Raw genomic sequence first — 15,912 nt, 5'->3', positions numbered from 1 at the left:
CTTCACGCGACCGCCCGCCAACCCCTCCATGAGGGAAAATTGTAGAGGCGCCTAAAAGGCCTCGACCGGCATCTTCATGAGCGTTTCCGCCCCGGCCTCGACCTTGCGGCGAAGACCGCTCGCCTCGGGCAGGTGACGCTCGCCATAATAGCGCGCGGTCAGCAGCTTGGCCTCGTGGAATGCCTTGTCCTCGCCCGCCTGATCCTTCAGCTCGGCGCTCTTGCCCGCCATCTTGAGCCACATCCAGCCGAGGGTCACGAGGCCCATCAACTCCATATAGGCATAGGCACCGGCGCCGGCGTTATTGGGATCGGCCATCCCGTTTTGCGCCAGCCACATGGTCGCGCCCTGCAGATGCCCGACCGCCTTCTCGAGCGGCTCGGCCACGCCGGCAGGATCGCCCGCCGCCTTGGCCGCGGCAATATCCTCGGCAAGCAGCTCGAAATAGGCCCGCACGGCGCGCCCACCGTTCTGGCCCAGCTTGCGCCCGACCAGATCTATCGCCTGAACCCCGTTGGTACCTTCGTAGATCTGCGCGATGCGCGCATCGCGAACATATTGCTCGACTCCCCATTCGCGGATGTAGCCGTGCCCGCCGAAGACCTGCTGCGACTGCACCGCCGCCTCGAAGCCCTTGTCGGTAAGATAGCCCTTGATGACCGGCGTCAGCAGGCTGATCAGGTCGTCCGCCGTCTGGCGCTCTTCCTCGGTCTGCGCGCGGTGGACGAGATCGACCTGCAGCGCCCCCCACAGGACCAGCGCACGTGCCGCCTCGGTGAAGCTCTTGGTGTCCATCAGCATGCGGCGCACGTCGGGATGCACCATGATGCTGTCGGCCTTGGCGTCCTGATCGCGCCCTTCCGGCTTGAGTGCGCGGCCCTGACGGCGATCCTTCGCGTAGGCCAGCGCATTCTGATAGGCCGCATCGCCTTGCGCGAGGCCCTGCAGGCCGACGCCAAGACGTGCCGCATTCATCATGATGAACATGGCGGCGAGGCCCTTTTCCTTTTCGCCGATCAGGTAGCCCGTCGCCTCGTCATAGTTCATGACGCAGGTCGAGTTACCGTGAATGCCCATCTTGTGCTCGATCGAGCCGCAGGTGACGCTGTTGCGCTCACCCAGCGAGCCGTCCTCGTTTACGAGATATTTGGGCACGATGAACATCGAGATGCCCTTCACGTTGTCGGGGCTGTCCGGCATCTTGGCGAGCACCATGTGGATGATGTTCTCGCTCATGTCGTGCTCGCCGGCCGAGATGAAGATCTTGGTGCCGGTGACCTTGTAGGTGCCATCGTCCTGCGGCACGGCCTTGGTCTTGATAAGCCCGAGGTCGGTCCCGCAATGTGGCTCGGTAAGGTTCATCGTGCCGGTCCATTCGAGCGACACCATCTTGGGCGCATAGGTCGCCTTCTGCTCATCCGACCCGACCGCCAGCAGCGCCGCGACCGCGCCCTGCGTCAGGCCGTTATACATCTCGAACGCCTGATTCGCCGCGACGACATATTCGCTGAACGCCGTCGACAGGACGTGCGGCAGGTCCTGCCCACCATATTCTTCGGGAAAATTGAGCGTGCCCCAGCCGCCTTCACGAAACTGGTCGAAAGCCTCTTTGAACCCCTTGGGTGTCGTCACGCTGCCATCGTCGTGGCGCGTACAGCCTTCCTCGTCGCCCGTCCGGTTCAATGGCGCGATCACCTCGGCGGCAAACTTGCCGCCTTCGGTCAGGATCGCTTCGACGACATCGGCATCGGCATTCTGAAAGCCCGGAAGGTTCGAATAATTCTGCAGCCCAATCAGGTGATCGAGCACATATTTGGTGTCGGCAACGGGGGCGTCGTAGACGGGCATATATTCAGTCCTCGCTATTGTCCTGGAGCAGGCGCACGAAGCCTTCCAACTCCTCGATGGTTTCGTCGATATCGGCTTTCTGACGGGTCAGCGCCTCGATGCGCTCTTGGCAACGGTCGAGCGTGACCTGCCGCTGGGTCCGGCGCTGGTCGCCAAGGTCGTAAAGGTCGAGAAGCTCGCCAATTTCCGCGAGGCTGAAGCCCACGCGCTTGCCACGCAGGATCCACGCCACACGCGCTCGGTCGCGCTCCGAATAGAGCCGCTGAGTGCCGACCCGCTGCGGAGCGATCAGCCGCTCGTCTTCGTAGAATCGCAGCGCCCGGGCGGTGACCCCGAACTCCTCGCACATCTGCCCGATCGAATAACGGGCGCCCGTATCGGCAGAAGAATCGGCATGGCTAGCTGACATGAAGGTAAACTAGTTGACGCTTCCGTAAAGGTCAATGAACGTTGCGGCGAGCAACCAATCCGGCGCGATCAGTCGCTGACACTCAGCAAAGCGGCTCGCCTGCGGGGTCAACCGGATCGACGGTCGTGTCTCCACCGGCCGTCAAGGCGCGCGCATCGATCGTCGCATCGCCGCGGCAATAATAGGCACAGGCCGCCGGGGCCTCGCCAAAGGCCAGCGTCTCGCCATCGAAGGACAGCGGCAGGCGACAGTTCTCGTCACCCTGGGGCACGAGCGCCAGCCTGTCCTCGGCGCCTTCGATACGCCCTTCACCCGCGCAATTGGCCGCGCCTTGATCGGCATAGAGAATGAAGGCCGCCGCGCCATCCTCGCCCACACAGATGCCCGATGTGCCCGCCGCGTCGGCATAAAGCCCCGCCGGCACAGCCGCCTCGGCGACCTTCGCCGCTTCCTCGCTGCCCGAACAGGCACCCAGCATCAGCGCGCCTGCGACCATCATCCCCCGTCCCATCGTCACTCCTCGCGCAATGCCTCGATCAATTCATCCTTGGTCATGTCCGACCGCCCCTCGATATCGCGTTCCTGCGCAAGATCGTAAAGCTCGTCCTTCGTCCGCTCTTCATAGGGCCGCGAGTCATGATCGATATTTTCGTTCGCCTTGGCATTGGCGATCGCCGCCGCCTTGCCCTTGGAATAACCCTGCTCGCGAAGATCTTCGTAAAGCTTGTCGTCCTTGATGCTGTCGCCATGATCCTTGACCATTCACGCCTCCTTTGTCCGTTAAAGGATCAATGATCGAGACGCCTTCATGCTCCGATCGTGACAGGAGGGAGACAAAGCGCGCGCAGCTTCCTATATGGCAATCCATCGGGCGGGAGAGGATTCGCAGGGCCATGCAGACGACGCATCCATTTGACGACGACAAGCTCCGGGAAGAATGCGGCGTCTTTGGCGTATGGGGCGCCGATGGTGCCTCCTCGGTGGTCGCGCTCGGGCTCCACGCACTCCAGCATCGCGGCCAGGAAGCCGCCGGCATCGTCAGCCACGATGGTCACAATTTCCACGCCCACCGCGCCATGGGCCATGTCGCGGGCAACTTCGACCGCGACGACATCATCCGCAAGCTCTCGGGCTCGGCCGCCATCGGCCACGTGCGCTATTCGACCACCGGCGAGACCGCGCTCAGGAACGTCCAGCCGTTGTTCGCCGACCTCGCCACCGGCGGCTTTGCCGTGGCGCATAACGGCAACCTGTCCAACGCGCTGACCGTCCGCGACAAGCTCATCGAGCGCGGCTCGATCTTCCAGTCCACGAGCGACACCGAGGTCATCATCCACCTCGTCGCCACCTCGACCAAGCCGACCGCGGTCAAGCGCCTGAAGAAAGCGCTGAAGAAGGTCGAAGGCGCCTACAGCCTCGTCTGCCTGCTCCCCGACGGCCTCATCGCCTGCCGCGATCCACTTGGCGTGCGCCCGCTGGTCATGGGCAAGTATAACGACGCCTATGTCTTCGCCTCCGAAAGCGTCGCCTTCGACGTCATCGGCGCCGACTACATCCGCGACGTCGAGCCGGGCGAGCTCATCGTCGTCAACGACGATGGTCTGCAGAGCTTCCACCCCTTCGAGGAGCAGCGCCCCCGGCCCTGCATCTTTGAACATGTCTATTTCTCGCGCCCCGACAGCATCATCGAGGGCACGTCGGTCTATCACACCCGCAAGGCCATCGGCGCCGAGCTGGCGCGCGAGGCCCCCGTCGAAGCCGACCTCGTCGTGCCCGTCCCCGATTCAGGCGTGCCCGCCGCCATCGGCTACAGCCAGGCCGCCGATATTCCGTTCGAGCTCGGCATCATCCGCTCGCACTATGTCGGGCGCACCTTCATCCAGCCGTCCGACGGTGTTCGTCACCTCGGCGTGAAACTCAAGCACAACGCCAACAGCGCGCTCATCAAGGGCAAGCGTATCGTTCTCATCGACGACAGCATCGTGCGCGGCACCACCAGCCTCAAGATCGTGCAGATGATGCGCGATGCGGGCGCCGCCGAAGTCCATATGCGCATCGCCTCCCCGCCGACCCGCCACAGCTGCTTCTACGGCGTCGATACGCCGCGCCGCGAAAAGCTCCTCGCCGCGCAGATGGACGTCGAGGCGATGGCCAAGCATATCCACGCCGACAGCCTCGCCTTCATCAGCCTCGAGGGCCTTTACAATGCATTGGGCGATCATCGCGACGCCGCCCATCCGCAGCGCTGCGACGCCTGTTTCTCGGGCGACTATCCCACTTCATTGACCGATCGCGACCGTGAAGAGCCCGAACAGCTCGATCTCGTCGACGCCGACTAGGACATCATGACCAGGACTTTCGAGAACAAGACCGCGCTCGTCACCGGCGCGAGCCGCGGCATCGGCGCTGCTATCGCCGAGACCCTCGCCGCCAACGGCGCCCATGTCATCCTCGTCGCCCGCGACGCCGCGGCGCTCGAACAGGTCGAAGAGCGCATCCACTCCGCTGGCGGCAGCGCCACCATCGCGCCGATGGACCTCCTCGAAAATGGCAATATCGGGAAGCTCGGACAGGCCATCGCCAGCCGCTGGGATGCGCTCGATATCCTCGTCCTCAACGCCGCGACGCTCGGCACGCTGACCAGCGTCCAGGCGATCGACGGCAACGAGTTCGTCCGGGTAATGAGCCTCAACCTGCTCGCCAACCAGGCGCTCATCGCCGCCTTTCACGCCATGCTGGTCAAAGCCGAGCGCGCCGAGGTCGTTGGCGTCACTTCCTCCGTCGGCGCCCATCCGCGCGCCTATTGGGGGGCCTATGGTGCCAGCAAGGCCGCCTTCGACACGATCCTGAAGAGCTATGCCGACGAGAATGAAGGTCCTGGCAAAATCCGCGTCCATGTCATGGATCCCGGTGCCACTCGCACCACAATGCGCGTACGCGCCTTCCCCGGCGAAAATCCGGAGGACGTCAAGGAGCCGCAGGTCGTCGCCGACGCGCTGATCGAGCGCCTCTCGTCCGACGCGCCGACCGGCGAGACCTTTCGAGTCGAGGGCTAGCCCTCCAGCGTCACCTGCGCGACATCGATCCCCCGCCCGCGAAAACCGCCTTCGCAATACATAAGGTAGAAGCGCCACAGGTCGTGAAAGCGGCCTGAGAACCCGTCGAGCCCTCCGCTCTCCACCGCCGTATCATAGCGCTCACGCCAAATTCTCAGCGTCTCGGCATAATCGTGCCCGAAGCCGTGTCGGTCGGTCCATGCCAATCCGCGCTCGGCCGCCAGCTTCTCGAAACCCGGCTCGTCGAGCAACATTCCGCCCGGGAAGATATAGGCTTGGATGAAGTCGGCGCTCTCACGATAGGCGGGGAACAGCCGGTGATCGATCGAGATGAACTGGAGCGCTGCCTTGCCGCCGGGCTTGAGGTTGCGCCGGATGCAATCGAGATAAGCGGGCCACCAGCGCTCGCCCACCGCCTCGACCATTTCGACCGAGGCGATCGCATCGAAGGCCTCGTCGCATTCGCGATAGTCCTGCAGGCGGATCTCGATCCGGTCCGCCAGCCCCGCCGCCGCAATCTTCGCCTCGGCCCAAGCCTTCTGTTCGGTCGACAGCGTCAGCCCAACGACGCTTGCGCCGCGCCGTGCCGCCGCGATGGCCAGGCTGCCCCAACCGCAACCGATCTCGAGCAGCCGGTCGCCTTCCTTCAGGTCGAGCCGGTCGAGCAGCGCGGCGATCTTGCGCTCCTGCGCGTCCTCGAGGCTATCGCCCTCCTTGAACATCGCCGCCGAATAGCTCATCGTTTGATCGAGCCACTGCGCGTAAAAGTCGTTGCCGAGATCGTAATGGGCGGCGATATTCTCGCGCGCCTTGACGATCCCATTGTCGCGCATCCGATGCGCCAGCGCGTTGAGCCAGCGCATCGGGCCCTTGGCCCGCGCCGTGTCGCCAAGGCTCAGCGCATTGTCCATGAACAGCGCGCACAGCGGCACCGGATCGGGGGAGCTCCATTCGCCCCGCTCCCACGCCTTGTACCAGCCGACCGAGCCCGCAAGCGCCAATCGCACCAGCGCCATGTAGCTGTGCAATTGCACTGTCGCGACATGACCGGGCGCGTTGAATCCGACCTCGCGCCGCGTCCCGTCGGGCAGCGTCCCATGGATGCCGCCACGCGCCAGCCGCTCGTCGAGCCGGTCGATCACCGGCTTGAACGCGGGCGCGATCAGCCGCGCCAGCCAGCCTTCGCCCGTCGCAAAGGCGCGATCGCCCTTGAATAAATGGTCGCCCCGGCTCGCCATGCCCTATCCTGACTTCATCTCCCGATAGGCCGCAAGGGCCCGCTCGCGCGCTTCCTTATGGCCTATCAGCTTGTCGGGATAGTCCGAAGGTGCGCATCCCGCCTCGTGCGGGTCGTGAATTGCCTTGTCGGGCACATCGGCCAGTTCGGGCACCCAATGGCGGATATAGTCTCCCGCGTCGAATTTCTCCGATTGCGACAGGGGCGCCATGATGCGCACGAACATATTGCTGTCGACGCCCGATCCCGAAATCCACTGCCAGTTGGTCCCGTTCGATCCGTAATCGGCATCGACGAGACAGTCCCAGAACCACCGCTCGCCCTCGCGCCAGTCGATCAACAGATGCTTCACGAGGAAGCTGGCGACGATCATGCGCACCCGGTTGTGAATCCACCCCAGCGCCCACAATTGTCGCATCCCCGCATCCACGATCGGATAGCCGGTCTTGCCTTTTTTCCACGACTCGAAGTCCTCGCGCGCGGTCGAGGAGCGAAAATCGCGCCACTCGAAATCGTCGTAATCGCGATAGCTCTTCTCGGGATAGTCGGGGAATTGGTGGATGACGTTCTGCGAAAAGTCGCGCCAGCCCAATTCGGACAGGAAGGTGCCGACCGACCCGCCCGCATCCTTGACCCGGTCATAGACCCGGGCCGGCGAGATTTCGCCCCAATGCAGGTGCGGGCTCAGCTTCGACGTGCCCTCGACCGACGGACAATTGCGCTGCCCCTCGTAATGCGACGCCTCGTCCTCGAAGGCGCGCAATCGCTTCAGCGCCCCTTCTTCGCCCGGCTCCCATTCCTCCTCCATCGCGCCCGCCCAATTTGGGCGGGTCGGCAGCAGCGCCCAATCGTCGAGCGCATCGCTGTCGGGCCACTGGGCCGGCGCGTCGATCTTGTGCGGTCGCGGGCTCGGCTCATCGGGCGGCATCCGCTCCTTCAGCGCGCGCCAGAAGGGCGTGAAGATTTTGTAAGGGTCGCCCGATCCCGTCGTCACCGCACCCGGCGGTTCGAGATAATTACCGCCGTGCAGGCAGAGTTTGACCTGATCGGCGATCCGATCCTCGGCCTCCTTCCACCACGGTTCGTAATGCCGGATAGCATGCACCCGCGCCGCGCCCAGTTCCTCGACCAGCTGCGGCAACACATGATCGACTCGCCCGCGTCTAAGTATCAGCCGCGACCCCTTCTCTTGGAGCGCCGCGCCCAATGCTTCGAGGCTGCGATGCAACCACCAACGTGAGGCGCCGCCCAGCTTGCGGTCCCCCGGCGTCTCATCGTCGAGCACGAAGACTGGTACCACCGGCCCTTCACTTGCCGCCGCCGCCAGCGCCGCCTGGTCCGACAGCCTCAGGTCGCGGCGAAACCAGACGAGCACTGGCGCCGCGCTCATTCGGCAGCCCCCAGGTCTATGGTGAAGCTGTCCGATACCCGGGGATCGAGGAAGCGCTGGTCGGCCAAGAGGACGCGCCCGTCGCGCTCGATCACCACCGGCATCCGCGACCAGAAAAGATAAGCTTCGACGTCACTTCGCCCGCGCGCCGCCCGAAGCAACGGATGGTTGAGCCCGACGAATTGCGGCTGGCCCGACAAAAGCACTCCTTGGGGCCAGCGATACCCCCCGAACCCATAGAGTCCACCGCCTCGCCAGATGATCTCGCGCCGCCAGAATTCCATTGGCACCGGGGCCGCCACCGCGCTGCCCGGTTCGATCCGCCACTGCTTACCGACCAGCTCGCGCCCCTGCCGCTCGGCCGACCCCGTGATCCAGCCATTGCCTGCGATGTAGGCGCTGATCATCAGGAACATCAGCCAGGCCGGACGCGCGAACAGCCGCGAGCCGCGCTTTTCGAGCGAGCGCGATACCCAGACGCCGAAGACCAGCATCCCCCAGACCCAGATGTCGATGATGAACAGCGTGTCGCCGTAAAACCAGCGCTCCGAGAAGGGTTCGAGGAAGCGGATGCCATAGACATTGAGCCAGTCGAGGATGGGATGCGACAGCGTCCCGATGATGGCAAGCAGCAACAGCCAGCCGGGCTTCACCGCCTCGCGCCCCGGTCGCCACTTGTCCCAAGCCCACACGATTAGGGTCAGCAGGATCGGCAGCACCAACATGGCGATCGGTCCGTGCGTCAGCCCACGCCGGATCGCCAGATGCTCGGTCCCCATCAGGACCGCGACTGCGTCCACGTCGGGCAAATTGGCCGCGATGATCAGCGTCGGCATGGCACGGGGCGTTAGCCGCTTCAGCCCCATCTGGCCGAGCAGCGCACCGGCCAGGCTGTGCGTCACATTATCCATTGCACTGGCGCAACGGGTCTATTCCGCGCGGGGTTCCTTCGTCACCTGCCACGTTTGCCCTTGATTGAGGAGCGCCTGCAGGTCGGCGGTCTTGCCTTCCGACACAGCCTTGTTCTGGTCGACCACCGCGCTCTCATAAGTCGGCGCGGGGTCCTCGTAGAGCACGCCCAGCGCCACCGGGAAGATGTCGGCGGGCATTTCGGCGAGCAACAATGCGACCGCGCGATTGGCCGGATCGTGCACCAGCACCTCGTCGCTTTCTCCAGCAACGACCTTCAGCGTCTTCGTGTCGACATCGAAGGCAATGCCCTTCTCGCCGCCCGCGAACAGCATCTTCTCGCCCGCCGTGAGCCAAAGTTGCTTCTCGGCCGCGACGCCGCGGTCGGTGAAGGGCGCGAACACATCGTCATTATAAACGATGCAATTCTGATAGATTTCGACGAATGCCGCGCCTTTATGGGCGTGCGCAGCCTTGAGTACGTCGGGCAAATTCTTGTTCACGTCGATTCCGCGAGCGACGAAGCGCGCGCCGGCACCCAGCGCGAAGCTGGCGGGCAGCGCGGGGCGATCGACCGACCCGAACGGCGTCGAGGGGCTGCGCGTACCGACCCGGCTGGTCGGCGAATATTGGCCTTTGGTGAGGCCGTAGATCTCGTTGTTGAACAGCAAGAGCTGGCAATCGAGGTTGCGGCGCAGAAGGTGCATCGTGTGATTGCCGCCGATGCTCAGCGCATCGCCGTCACCCGTGATGATCCACACATCAAGCTCGGGATTGGCCAGCTTCACGCCCGTCGCGACCGCACAGGCGCGTCCGTGGATCGTGTGGAAGCCGTAACTCGCCATATAATAAGGGAAGCGGCTCGAGCAGCCGATGCCCGAGACGAACACGGTATTGGCGGGGTCCGATCCCAATTCGGGTAGCGTGCGTTGCACGGCTTTCAGAATAGCATAGTCCCCGCAACCGGGGCACCAGCGCACTTCCTGTTCAGATGCCCAGTCCTTGGCGGTGAGTTTGGTCTGTTCGTTCATCTTGTCGTCGTCCTTACCACCAACCGTTGACCATGCCGACGATTGCGCCGACCACCAGCAGCATCACGATGAGCGGCCACGCGTTCATCGGCTTCATGTCCTCAGGCTGCGTCATGCCAGCGCCTCGGCAATCGCCGCCTCGATCTCGGCGATCATGAAGGGCTGGCCCGCGATCTTGTTCATCGGTCGCGCGTCGACGAGGAACTGGTCGCGCAACATCGTCTTCAATTGCCCCGCATTCATCTCGGGTACGATGATTTGGTCAAAGCCCCTGAGCAACTCGCCAAGGTTTTTCGGGAAGGGTGCGATGTGGCGGATGTGGATGTGGCTGACGTCAGCTCCCGTCTTGCGCGCTCGACGCACCGCCTGGTGGATCGGCCCGAAGGTCGAGCCCCAGCCGACGATGACCAGCTTGCCCGATGTCTCGCCGAGGCAAACGTCCTGCTCGGGAATCGTGTCGGCCACGTTGCGCACCTTGGCGAAACGCTCTTCGGTCATCTGCGCGTGATGTTCGGGCGCGTAAGAGATGTGCCCCGTCACCGGCGCCTTTTCGATCCCGCCGATACGATGCTCGAGCCCCGGCGTCCCCGGCTTGATCCAAGGCCGCGCCCCATGCTCGTCGCGCTCATAAGGTTGCGCGCCTTCCTTCGCGAAACTGACCGCGAACGGCTCGTGCTCGCTCGCATCGGGCACCTTCCACGGCTCGGCCGCATTGGCGATATAGCCATCGGTGAGCAGCATGACTGGAGTCATATATTGCACCGCGATCCGCACCGCCTCGATCGCGCATTCATAGGCATCGGCGGGCGAACGCGCCGCGATTACCGGGATAGGCGCATCGCCATTGCGGCCATAGACCGCCTGATAGAGATCGGACTGCTCGGTCTTGGTCGGCAGGCCCGTCGAAGGGCCCCCACGCTGCGAATTGACGATGACCAGCGGCAATTCGGTCATCACCGCCAGCCCGATCGCCTCGCCCTTCAGCGCAATCCCCGGTCCCGACGACGACGTCACCCCGAGGCTGCCTGCATAGCTCGCGCCGATGGCCGAACAGATGGCGGCGATCTCGTCTTCCGCCTGGAATGTCGTGATTCCGAACTGCTTCAGCCGCGACAGATGATGGAGCAGCGGCGAGGCCGGCGTGATCGGATAGGAGCCGAAGAACATCGGCAGACCGGCGAGTTGCGCGCCCGCTACGAGGCCGACCGACAGGCTCTCGGCTCCAGTTACCGTACGATAGAGGCCGGGCTCCGCAGGCGCTGGATCGATATGATGCTGGCGCACCTGCCCGCCGATCTCGGCGGTCTCGCCATAGACGTGACCCGCATTCAAGGCCGCGATATTGGCCTCCGCGATCTCGGGCTTCTTGGCGAATTTGGACTTGAGCCAATCGACCACCGGCTGGCGATCACGATCGAACATCCACAGCGCGAGCCCAAGCGTCCACATATTCTTGGACCGCAGCGCTTCCTTCTTCGAGAGGCCGAATTCGGCCACCGACTGCAGCGTGCGCTCCGAAATGTCGAAGGCCAGCAGCTTGTATTTCGCGAGGCTGTCATCCTCGAGCGGGTTCTGCTCGTAACCGGCTTTCGCCAAGTTGCGCGCCGTGAATTCGCCCGTATCGGCAATGATCAGCCCGCCCTCCTTCAAGGCCGCGACATTCACCTTCAACGCCGCCGGGTTCATCGCCACCAGCACGTCGGGCGCATCGCCCGCCGTCTCGATCGCCGCCGAGCCAAAATTGATCTGGAAGGCCGACACCCCGAAGGTCGTCCCCTGCGGGGCGCGAATCTCGGCGGGGAAATCGGGGAAGGTTGCGAGGTCGTTGCCCGCCAGCGCGGTCGACAGCGTGAACTGCCCCCCGGTCAACTGCATCCCGTCGCCGCTGTCGCCGGCAAATCGGACCACCACCGCTTCGGCGCGCTCGGCCTCGCGGGCCTCTTCGGGGGTCAGCTGATGGGTCGCAGATACCATTGTTTCCAGTCCGTCTTTAAGCCTATGCGCAGCCCTTAAGGATGCTGCGCCACCATATCCAGTGTTTTGACGGGAGAATAGCATGACCGACGACGACAAGTACCGCTTCGGCGCGGGCATCATGCTGTTGAATGCCCATGGCCATGTCTGGCTCGGGCGCCGTCTCGATAATGTCGACGAGGCTTGGCAGATGCCGCAGGGCGGGGTCGATGACGGCGAGGACAGCTGGACCGGTGCGCTGCGCGAACTCGAGGAGGAAACCGGCGTCGTCCCCGATCTCGTCCATCGCATCTCGGGAAGTCCGCGCCTCGAACTGCGCTACGACCTGCCCAAGGCACTCCGCGGCCAATTGTGGGGTGGCAAATGGATCGGCCAACGGCAGCATTGGTATCTCCTCCGTTTTACCGGCGAGGACCATCACATCGACATCGAGACCGACCATCCCGAATTCTCGCATTGGCAGTGGGCCGAACCTCATTTGCTTCCCGACCTCATCGTGCCTTTCAAGCGCGACATGTACCGCGACATCCTCGCCGGGTTTGCCGACTGGATCGGACCGCGCTAGGAGGCACCGCCATGGGGAGCATGTCGAAACAGGAACTGGCCATCGTCGAGGCCGCCCGTGCGGGCCATGACGAGGCGTTTGCGCAGACCAAGGCCTGGGCCGAGATCAACTCGGGCAGCCGCAACCTCGAAGGGCTCGCACAGGTCGCCGACGAACTCGCCAGCGCCTTCGCTGCCCTTCCCGGCGATATCGACATGGTCGACCCCGCTCCCGTCACTGCCGTCGACAGTGCCGGCCATGAAGTCGCGCTAGACCATGGCAAGCATCTCCACCTTACCGTCCGCCCCGACGCTCCAGTGCAGCTGCTGTTCACCGGCCATATGGACACCGTCTTCCCGGTCGATCACCCCTTTCAGGACCTCAAATGGCTCGAGGACGGCAAGATCCTCAATGGCCCTGGGATCACCGACATGAAGGGCGGCATCGCCGTCATGCTCGCTGCGCTGAAGGCGCTTGAAGCCAGCCCGCTCGCGCCCCGCTTCGGCTATGAGGTCGTGATCAATAGCGACGAGGAAATCGGTTCGGCCTCCTCGCAGCCGCTCCTCCGCCAGGCCGCCGCGGGCAAGCGCGCCGCCTTCACCTACGAACCTTCCGCGCTCCCCGACGGCACCCTCGCCGGCGCGCGCGCGGGCTCGGGCAACTATTCGATCACCTTCCACGGCAAGTCCGCACACGCCGGGCGCAACCCACGCGACGGGCGCAACGCCTTGGTCGCCGCTGCCGACCTCGCGTTGCGGCTGAAGGCGGAGATGGACGAAGCGCTCACCGTCAATCCCGCCAAGATCGACGGTGGCGGGCCCAACAACGTCGTCCCCGACCTCGCCATCCTGCGCGTCAACTTCCGCTGCACCACGCTCGAAGACCAGGCCCGCGCCGAAACGCTCGTCGCCCGCCACGTCGAGGCCATCGCGCGCGAACATGACGTCACCTTCCACGTCCATGGCGGTTTCGGTCGCCCGCCCAAGCCGATGACCCCGCCGATGGAAAAGCTCTTCGGCCTCGTCAAACAGGCGGGCGCCGACCTCGACCTCGACATCGGCTGGAAGGCGACGGGCGGCGTCTGCGATGGTAACAATATCGCCGCCACCGGCGTGCCTGTCGTCGACACGATGGGCGTGCGCGGCGGCGCCATCCACAGCCCCGATGAATTTCTCATTGTCGAAAGCATCGGCGAACGCGCCGCGCTCTCGGCCCTATCGATTGCGAGACTGATCACCCCATGACCTATGTCCTGCGTGCCGCCGGCGTCGAGGATCTCGATGCCCTCTACGACCTGTCGAAACTGACCGGCGGCGGCTTCACCAACCTGCCCGCCGACCGCGACACACTCGAACGTCGCCTGCTTCTGTCAGATGAAGCCTTCGAGCGCGACGGCGAGACGCCCAAGGGCGAACATTATATCTTCATGCTCGAGGACACCGACACGGGCGCCATCCGCGGCACCTGCCAGGTCTTCGGCAAGGTCGGCACCGAACAGCCCTTCTACAGCTATCGCCTGTCGACACTGACGCAGAAATCGGCCGAACTCGACCGCATCTTTCGCAATCGCCTGCTCTCGCTGTGCACCGATCTCGAAGGCGCCAGCGAGGTCGGTGGCCTGTTCCTCCATCCCGCCGCCCGCGCCGGCGGCCTTGGTCTACTGCTCGCGCGCTCGCGCTACCTCTTCATCAAGCAGCACCGCCCGCGCTTTGGTGACAAGATCCTCGCCGAACTTCGCGGCGTCATCGACGAAGGCGGGCATTCGCATTTCTGGGACGCCATCGGCGGGCGCTTCTTCGGCATGACCTTTCCCGAAGCCGATGGCTTCAACGCCATCCACGGGACGCAGTTCATCGCCGACCTCTTCCCCAAGACGCCCATCTACGTGAACATGCTGCCCGAAGCCGCCCGCTCGGTCATCGGCCAGCCGCACCCTTCGGGCCGCGCCGCCATGCGCATGCTCGAGAAAGAGGGCCTCACCTTCGAACATTATGTCGACATTTTCGACGGGGGCCCGACAATGGTCGGCCAGACCGACAATGTGACCTCCATCCGCAACAGCGACTGGCATGTCCTCGGCAACCCGCTCGCGGAAGGCGGCGAACAGATGCTCGCAGCATCCGGCCGTCTCAAGGGCTTCCGGGCCTGCCACGCGCGCGGCGCCTTCGAAGGCGATGAACTGCGGATCGATGCGGCCGCCATGGCCGCGCTCGATGTCGAACCGGGAGACCGCGTCCTCGCGGTGAGCCGCCGATGACCATCCGCGAGATCAATTTCGACGGCCTCATCGGCCCGAGCCACAATTATGCCGGCCTCAGTCTCGGCAACATCGCCTCGACGAAGAACGCCGGCCACATTTCGCGTCCGCGCGAAGCCGCGCTCCAAGGCATCGGCAAGATGCGCACCAACCTCGACCTCGGCCTCGTCCAGGGCGTCTTCATGCCCCTGCCGCGCCCCAACCATGGCTGGCTCGCCGACCTTGGTGCCGAATATATGACCACGACGCACGCGCTGGCCGCCAATGCCATGTCGGCATCCTCGATGTGGGCCGCCAATGCCGCCACGGTCAGCCCCGCGCCCGACACGGCAGACGGACGTTGCCACCTCACCGTGGCCAACCTGAAGACCATGCCGCATCGCAGCCATGAGTGGCCCGACACGCTGGCACAGCTGCGTCTCGCCTTCGCGCATGACGCGTTCGCCGTCCATGGCCCGGTGCCGCCTGCCTTCGGCGACGAGGGCGCGGCCAACTTCATGCGCCTTGCCGACAGCCATGCCGACGCGGGCGTCGAGATCTTCGTCTATGGCGTGTCGGGCGGCCCCTACCCCGCGCGGCAGCATATCGAGGCGAGCCGGGCCATCGCCCGCCTCCACCGTCTCGATCCCGACCGCACCCTGTTCGTGCAGCAGTCCGAAGAAGCGATCGCAGCCGGCGCCTTCCACAATGACGTCGTCGCCGTTGCCAACGAGCGCACGCTGTTCGCCCACGAAAAAGCCTTCGCCGACCGCGACGACACCGTAGCGCGCATCACCGAACGCTTCGCCAACCTCGAATATGTCGAGGTCGCCGACGCCGACGTGCCGCTCGCCGATGCCATCAGCTCCTACCTTTTCAACGCCCAGCTTCTCACTCTCCCCTCCGGCGAACAGACGCTGGTCGTTCCCACAGAGTGCCGTGACACGCCCACCGTCTGGGCTTGGCTGCAGGCCCACCTCAAATCCAACGGTCCCATCCGCCGTGTCGAGGTGGTGGATGTGCGCCAGTCGATGGCCAATGGCGGCGGGCCTGCCTGCCTTCGCCTCCGCGTCGCCTGCGATCCCGCAACCGTCGACCCGCGCTTCCTCGTCGATCACGCCAAGCTCGACGCCATGGCCAAGATCGTCGAGCGCCACTGGCCCGAGACGGTCGACGGCCGCGAATTACAAAGTGAGACGTTCCTTTCCACCGTCGTCGCGGCGCGCAAAGCCATGCTCGACGCCCTCGACCTTGGCGCGCTCGACCTGTCGGATTAAT

At 64.5% G+C, this 15,912-nt stretch carries 15 protein-coding genes; 6 read left to right on the top strand and 9 right to left on the bottom strand.

Translation table 11 applies throughout. The features are described 5' to 3' along the window. Nucleotides 1–51 precede the first annotated feature (51 nt). The 4 genes from NUW51_RS00930 to NUW51_RS00915 all read right to left on the bottom strand — a co-directional run bounded on the left by NUW51_RS00930 (nt 52) and on the right by NUW51_RS00915 (nt 3,019). Nucleotides 52–1,848, bottom strand: coding sequence for an acyl-CoA dehydrogenase C-terminal domain-containing protein (locus tag NUW51_RS00930; RefSeq protein ID WP_265561879.1), 1,797 nt, complete (start codon nt 1,846–1,848; stop codon nt 52–54). Nucleotides 1,849–1,852: 4 nt separating this feature from the next. Beyond that, the gene (locus NUW51_RS00925; protein ID WP_265561877.1) at nt 1,853–2,257 is read right to left on the bottom strand and encodes a MerR family transcriptional regulator; all 405 of its coding nucleotides are present in this window, start codon (nt 2,255–2,257) and stop codon (nt 1,853–1,855) included. Between the two features lie 82 nt (nt 2,258–2,339). Next, nucleotides 2,340–2,768 (bottom strand): hypothetical protein, encoded by a 429-nt coding sequence (locus NUW51_RS00920; protein ID WP_265561876.1) that lies wholly within the window; start codon nt 2,766–2,768, stop codon nt 2,340–2,342. Between the two features lie 2 nt (nt 2,769–2,770). Next, entirely contained in the window at nt 2,771–3,019 is a 249-nt protein-coding gene (locus NUW51_RS00915) for a DUF7218 family protein (protein WP_265561874.1), read from the bottom strand. A 131-nt stretch (nt 3,020–3,150) separates the two neighbouring features. Between NUW51_RS00915 and purF the strand changes: the two genes are divergently transcribed. Both purF and NUW51_RS00905 read left to right on the top strand, forming a co-directional pair. Next, entirely contained in the window at nt 3,151–4,596 is a 1,446-nt protein-coding gene (gene purF, locus NUW51_RS00910; protein ID WP_265561872.1) for an amidophosphoribosyltransferase, read from the top strand. A 6-nt stretch (nt 4,597–4,602) separates the two neighbouring features. After that, nucleotides 4,603–5,313 carry an SDR family NAD(P)-dependent oxidoreductase gene (locus NUW51_RS00905; protein ID WP_265561870.1) on the top strand — a complete coding sequence of 237 codons (711 nt, stop codon included), beginning with the start codon at nt 4,603–4,605 and terminating at the stop codon, nt 5,311–5,313. Here NUW51_RS00905 and NUW51_RS00900 read toward each other — a convergent pair. From NUW51_RS00900 to NUW51_RS00880, 5 genes are all read right to left on the bottom strand, one after another. Next, on the bottom strand, nt 5,310–6,551 hold the full coding sequence (locus tag NUW51_RS00900; protein WP_265561869.1) for an SAM-dependent methyltransferase: 1,242 nt from the start codon (nt 6,549–6,551) through the stop codon (nt 5,310–5,312). The two genes, NUW51_RS00905 and NUW51_RS00900, sit on opposite strands and share 4 nt — an antisense overlap. 3 nt (nt 6,552–6,554) lie before the next feature. After that, nucleotides 6,555–7,940 carry a cryptochrome/photolyase family protein gene (locus tag NUW51_RS00895; protein WP_265561868.1) on the bottom strand — a complete coding sequence of 462 codons (1,386 nt, stop codon included), beginning with the start codon at nt 7,938–7,940 and terminating at the stop codon, nt 6,555–6,557. After that, on the bottom strand, nt 7,937–8,851 hold the full coding sequence (locus NUW51_RS00890) for a metal-dependent hydrolase (RefSeq protein ID WP_265561866.1): 915 nt from the start codon (nt 8,849–8,851) through the stop codon (nt 7,937–7,939). Before NUW51_RS00890 ends, NUW51_RS00895 begins: the two co-directional genes overlap by 4 nt. An 18-nt stretch (nt 8,852–8,869) precedes the next feature. Next, a complete protein-coding gene (locus tag NUW51_RS00885) occupies nt 8,870–9,880 on the bottom strand; it encodes a 2-oxoacid:ferredoxin oxidoreductase subunit beta (RefSeq protein WP_265561864.1) in 1,011 nt (336 codons plus the stop codon). 111 nt (nt 9,881–9,991) lie between these two features. Continuing rightward, nucleotides 9,992–11,854, bottom strand: coding sequence for a 2-oxoacid:acceptor oxidoreductase subunit alpha (locus NUW51_RS00880; RefSeq protein ID WP_265561863.1), 1,863 nt, complete (start codon nt 11,852–11,854; stop codon nt 9,992–9,994). A gap of 82 nt (nt 11,855–11,936) precedes the next feature. On the opposite strand from NUW51_RS00880, the gene NUW51_RS00875 reads away from it, so the two are divergent. Genes NUW51_RS00875 through NUW51_RS00860 form a run of 4 tightly spaced genes read left to right on the top strand, consistent with a single transcriptional unit; the run spans nt 11,937 to nt 15,911 of the window. After that, nucleotides 11,937–12,419 carry an RNA pyrophosphohydrolase gene (locus tag NUW51_RS00875; protein WP_265561860.1) on the top strand — a complete coding sequence of 161 codons (483 nt, stop codon included), beginning with the start codon at nt 11,937–11,939 and terminating at the stop codon, nt 12,417–12,419. An 11-nt stretch (nt 12,420–12,430) separates the two neighbouring features. Beyond that, complete coding sequence (locus NUW51_RS00870; protein WP_407696301.1) at nt 12,431–13,642, top strand: hydrolase; 1,212 nt, start codon at nt 12,431–12,433, stop codon at nt 13,640–13,642. Further along, a complete protein-coding gene (locus tag NUW51_RS00865) occupies nt 13,639–14,655 on the top strand; it encodes an arginine N-succinyltransferase (RefSeq protein ID WP_265561858.1) in 1,017 nt (338 codons plus the stop codon). Before NUW51_RS00870 ends, NUW51_RS00865 begins: the two co-directional genes overlap by 4 nt. After that, on the top strand, nt 14,652–15,911 hold the full coding sequence (locus NUW51_RS00860) for an N-succinylarginine dihydrolase (protein ID WP_265561855.1): 1,260 nt from the start codon (nt 14,652–14,654) through the stop codon (nt 15,909–15,911). The genes NUW51_RS00865 and NUW51_RS00860 overlap by 4 nt, the downstream gene beginning before the upstream one ends. Nucleotide 15,912: the final 1 nt, after the last annotated feature.

Origin of the sequence: Sphingomicrobium arenosum (assembly GCF_026157085.1) — a bacterium.
Taxonomy (GTDB): domain Bacteria; phylum Pseudomonadota; class Alphaproteobacteria; order Sphingomonadales; family Sphingomonadaceae; genus Sphingomicrobium; species Sphingomicrobium arenosum.
The sequence above is the reverse complement of the archived record's forward strand: the minus strand, read 5'-3'. Positions and strand labels throughout refer to the sequence as shown.

Bases quoted from the DNA above. Each gene is read 5' to 3' on its own strand.
- NUW51_RS00880 (WP_265561863.1), bottom strand. From the start codon at position 11,854: ATGGTATCTGCGACCCATCAGCTGACCCCCGAAGAGGCCCGCGAGGCC.
- purF (WP_265561872.1), top strand. From the start codon at position 3,151: ATGCAGACGACGCATCCATTTGACGACGACAAGCTCCGGGAAGAATGC.
- NUW51_RS00915 (WP_265561874.1), bottom strand. From the start codon at position 3,019: ATGGTCAAGGATCATGGCGACAGCATCAAGGACGACAAGCTTTACGAA.
- NUW51_RS00890 (WP_265561866.1), bottom strand. From the start codon at position 8,851: ATGGATAATGTGACGCACAGCCTGGCCGGTGCGCTGCTCGGCCAGATG.
- NUW51_RS00905 (WP_265561870.1), top strand. From the start codon at position 4,603: ATGACCAGGACTTTCGAGAACAAGACCGCGCTCGTCACCGGCGCGAGC.
- NUW51_RS00865 (WP_265561858.1), top strand. From the start codon at position 13,639: ATGACCTATGTCCTGCGTGCCGCCGGCGTCGAGGATCTCGATGCCCTC.
- NUW51_RS00895 (WP_265561868.1), bottom strand. From the start codon at position 7,940: ATGAGCGCGGCGCCAGTGCTCGTCTGGTTTCGCCGCGACCTGAGGCTG.
- NUW51_RS00900 (WP_265561869.1), bottom strand. From the start codon at position 6,551: ATGGCGAGCCGGGGCGACCATTTATTCAAGGGCGATCGCGCCTTTGCG.
- NUW51_RS00875 (WP_265561860.1), top strand. From the start codon at position 11,937: ATGACCGACGACGACAAGTACCGCTTCGGCGCGGGCATCATGCTGTTG.
- NUW51_RS00885 (WP_265561864.1), bottom strand. From the start codon at position 9,880: ATGAACGAACAGACCAAACTCACCGCCAAGGACTGGGCATCTGAACAG.
- NUW51_RS00920 (WP_265561876.1), bottom strand. From the start codon at position 2,768: ATGGGACGGGGGATGATGGTCGCAGGCGCGCTGATGCTGGGTGCCTGT.
- NUW51_RS00860 (WP_265561855.1), top strand. From the start codon at position 14,652: ATGACCATCCGCGAGATCAATTTCGACGGCCTCATCGGCCCGAGCCAC.
- NUW51_RS00870 (WP_407696301.1), top strand. From the start codon at position 12,431: ATGGGGAGCATGTCGAAACAGGAACTGGCCATCGTCGAGGCCGCCCGT.
- NUW51_RS00930 (WP_265561879.1), bottom strand. From the start codon at position 1,848: ATGCCCGTCTACGACGCCCCCGTTGCCGACACCAAATATGTGCTCGAT.
- NUW51_RS00925 (WP_265561877.1), bottom strand. From the start codon at position 2,257: ATGTCAGCTAGCCATGCCGATTCTTCTGCCGATACGGGCGCCCGTTAT.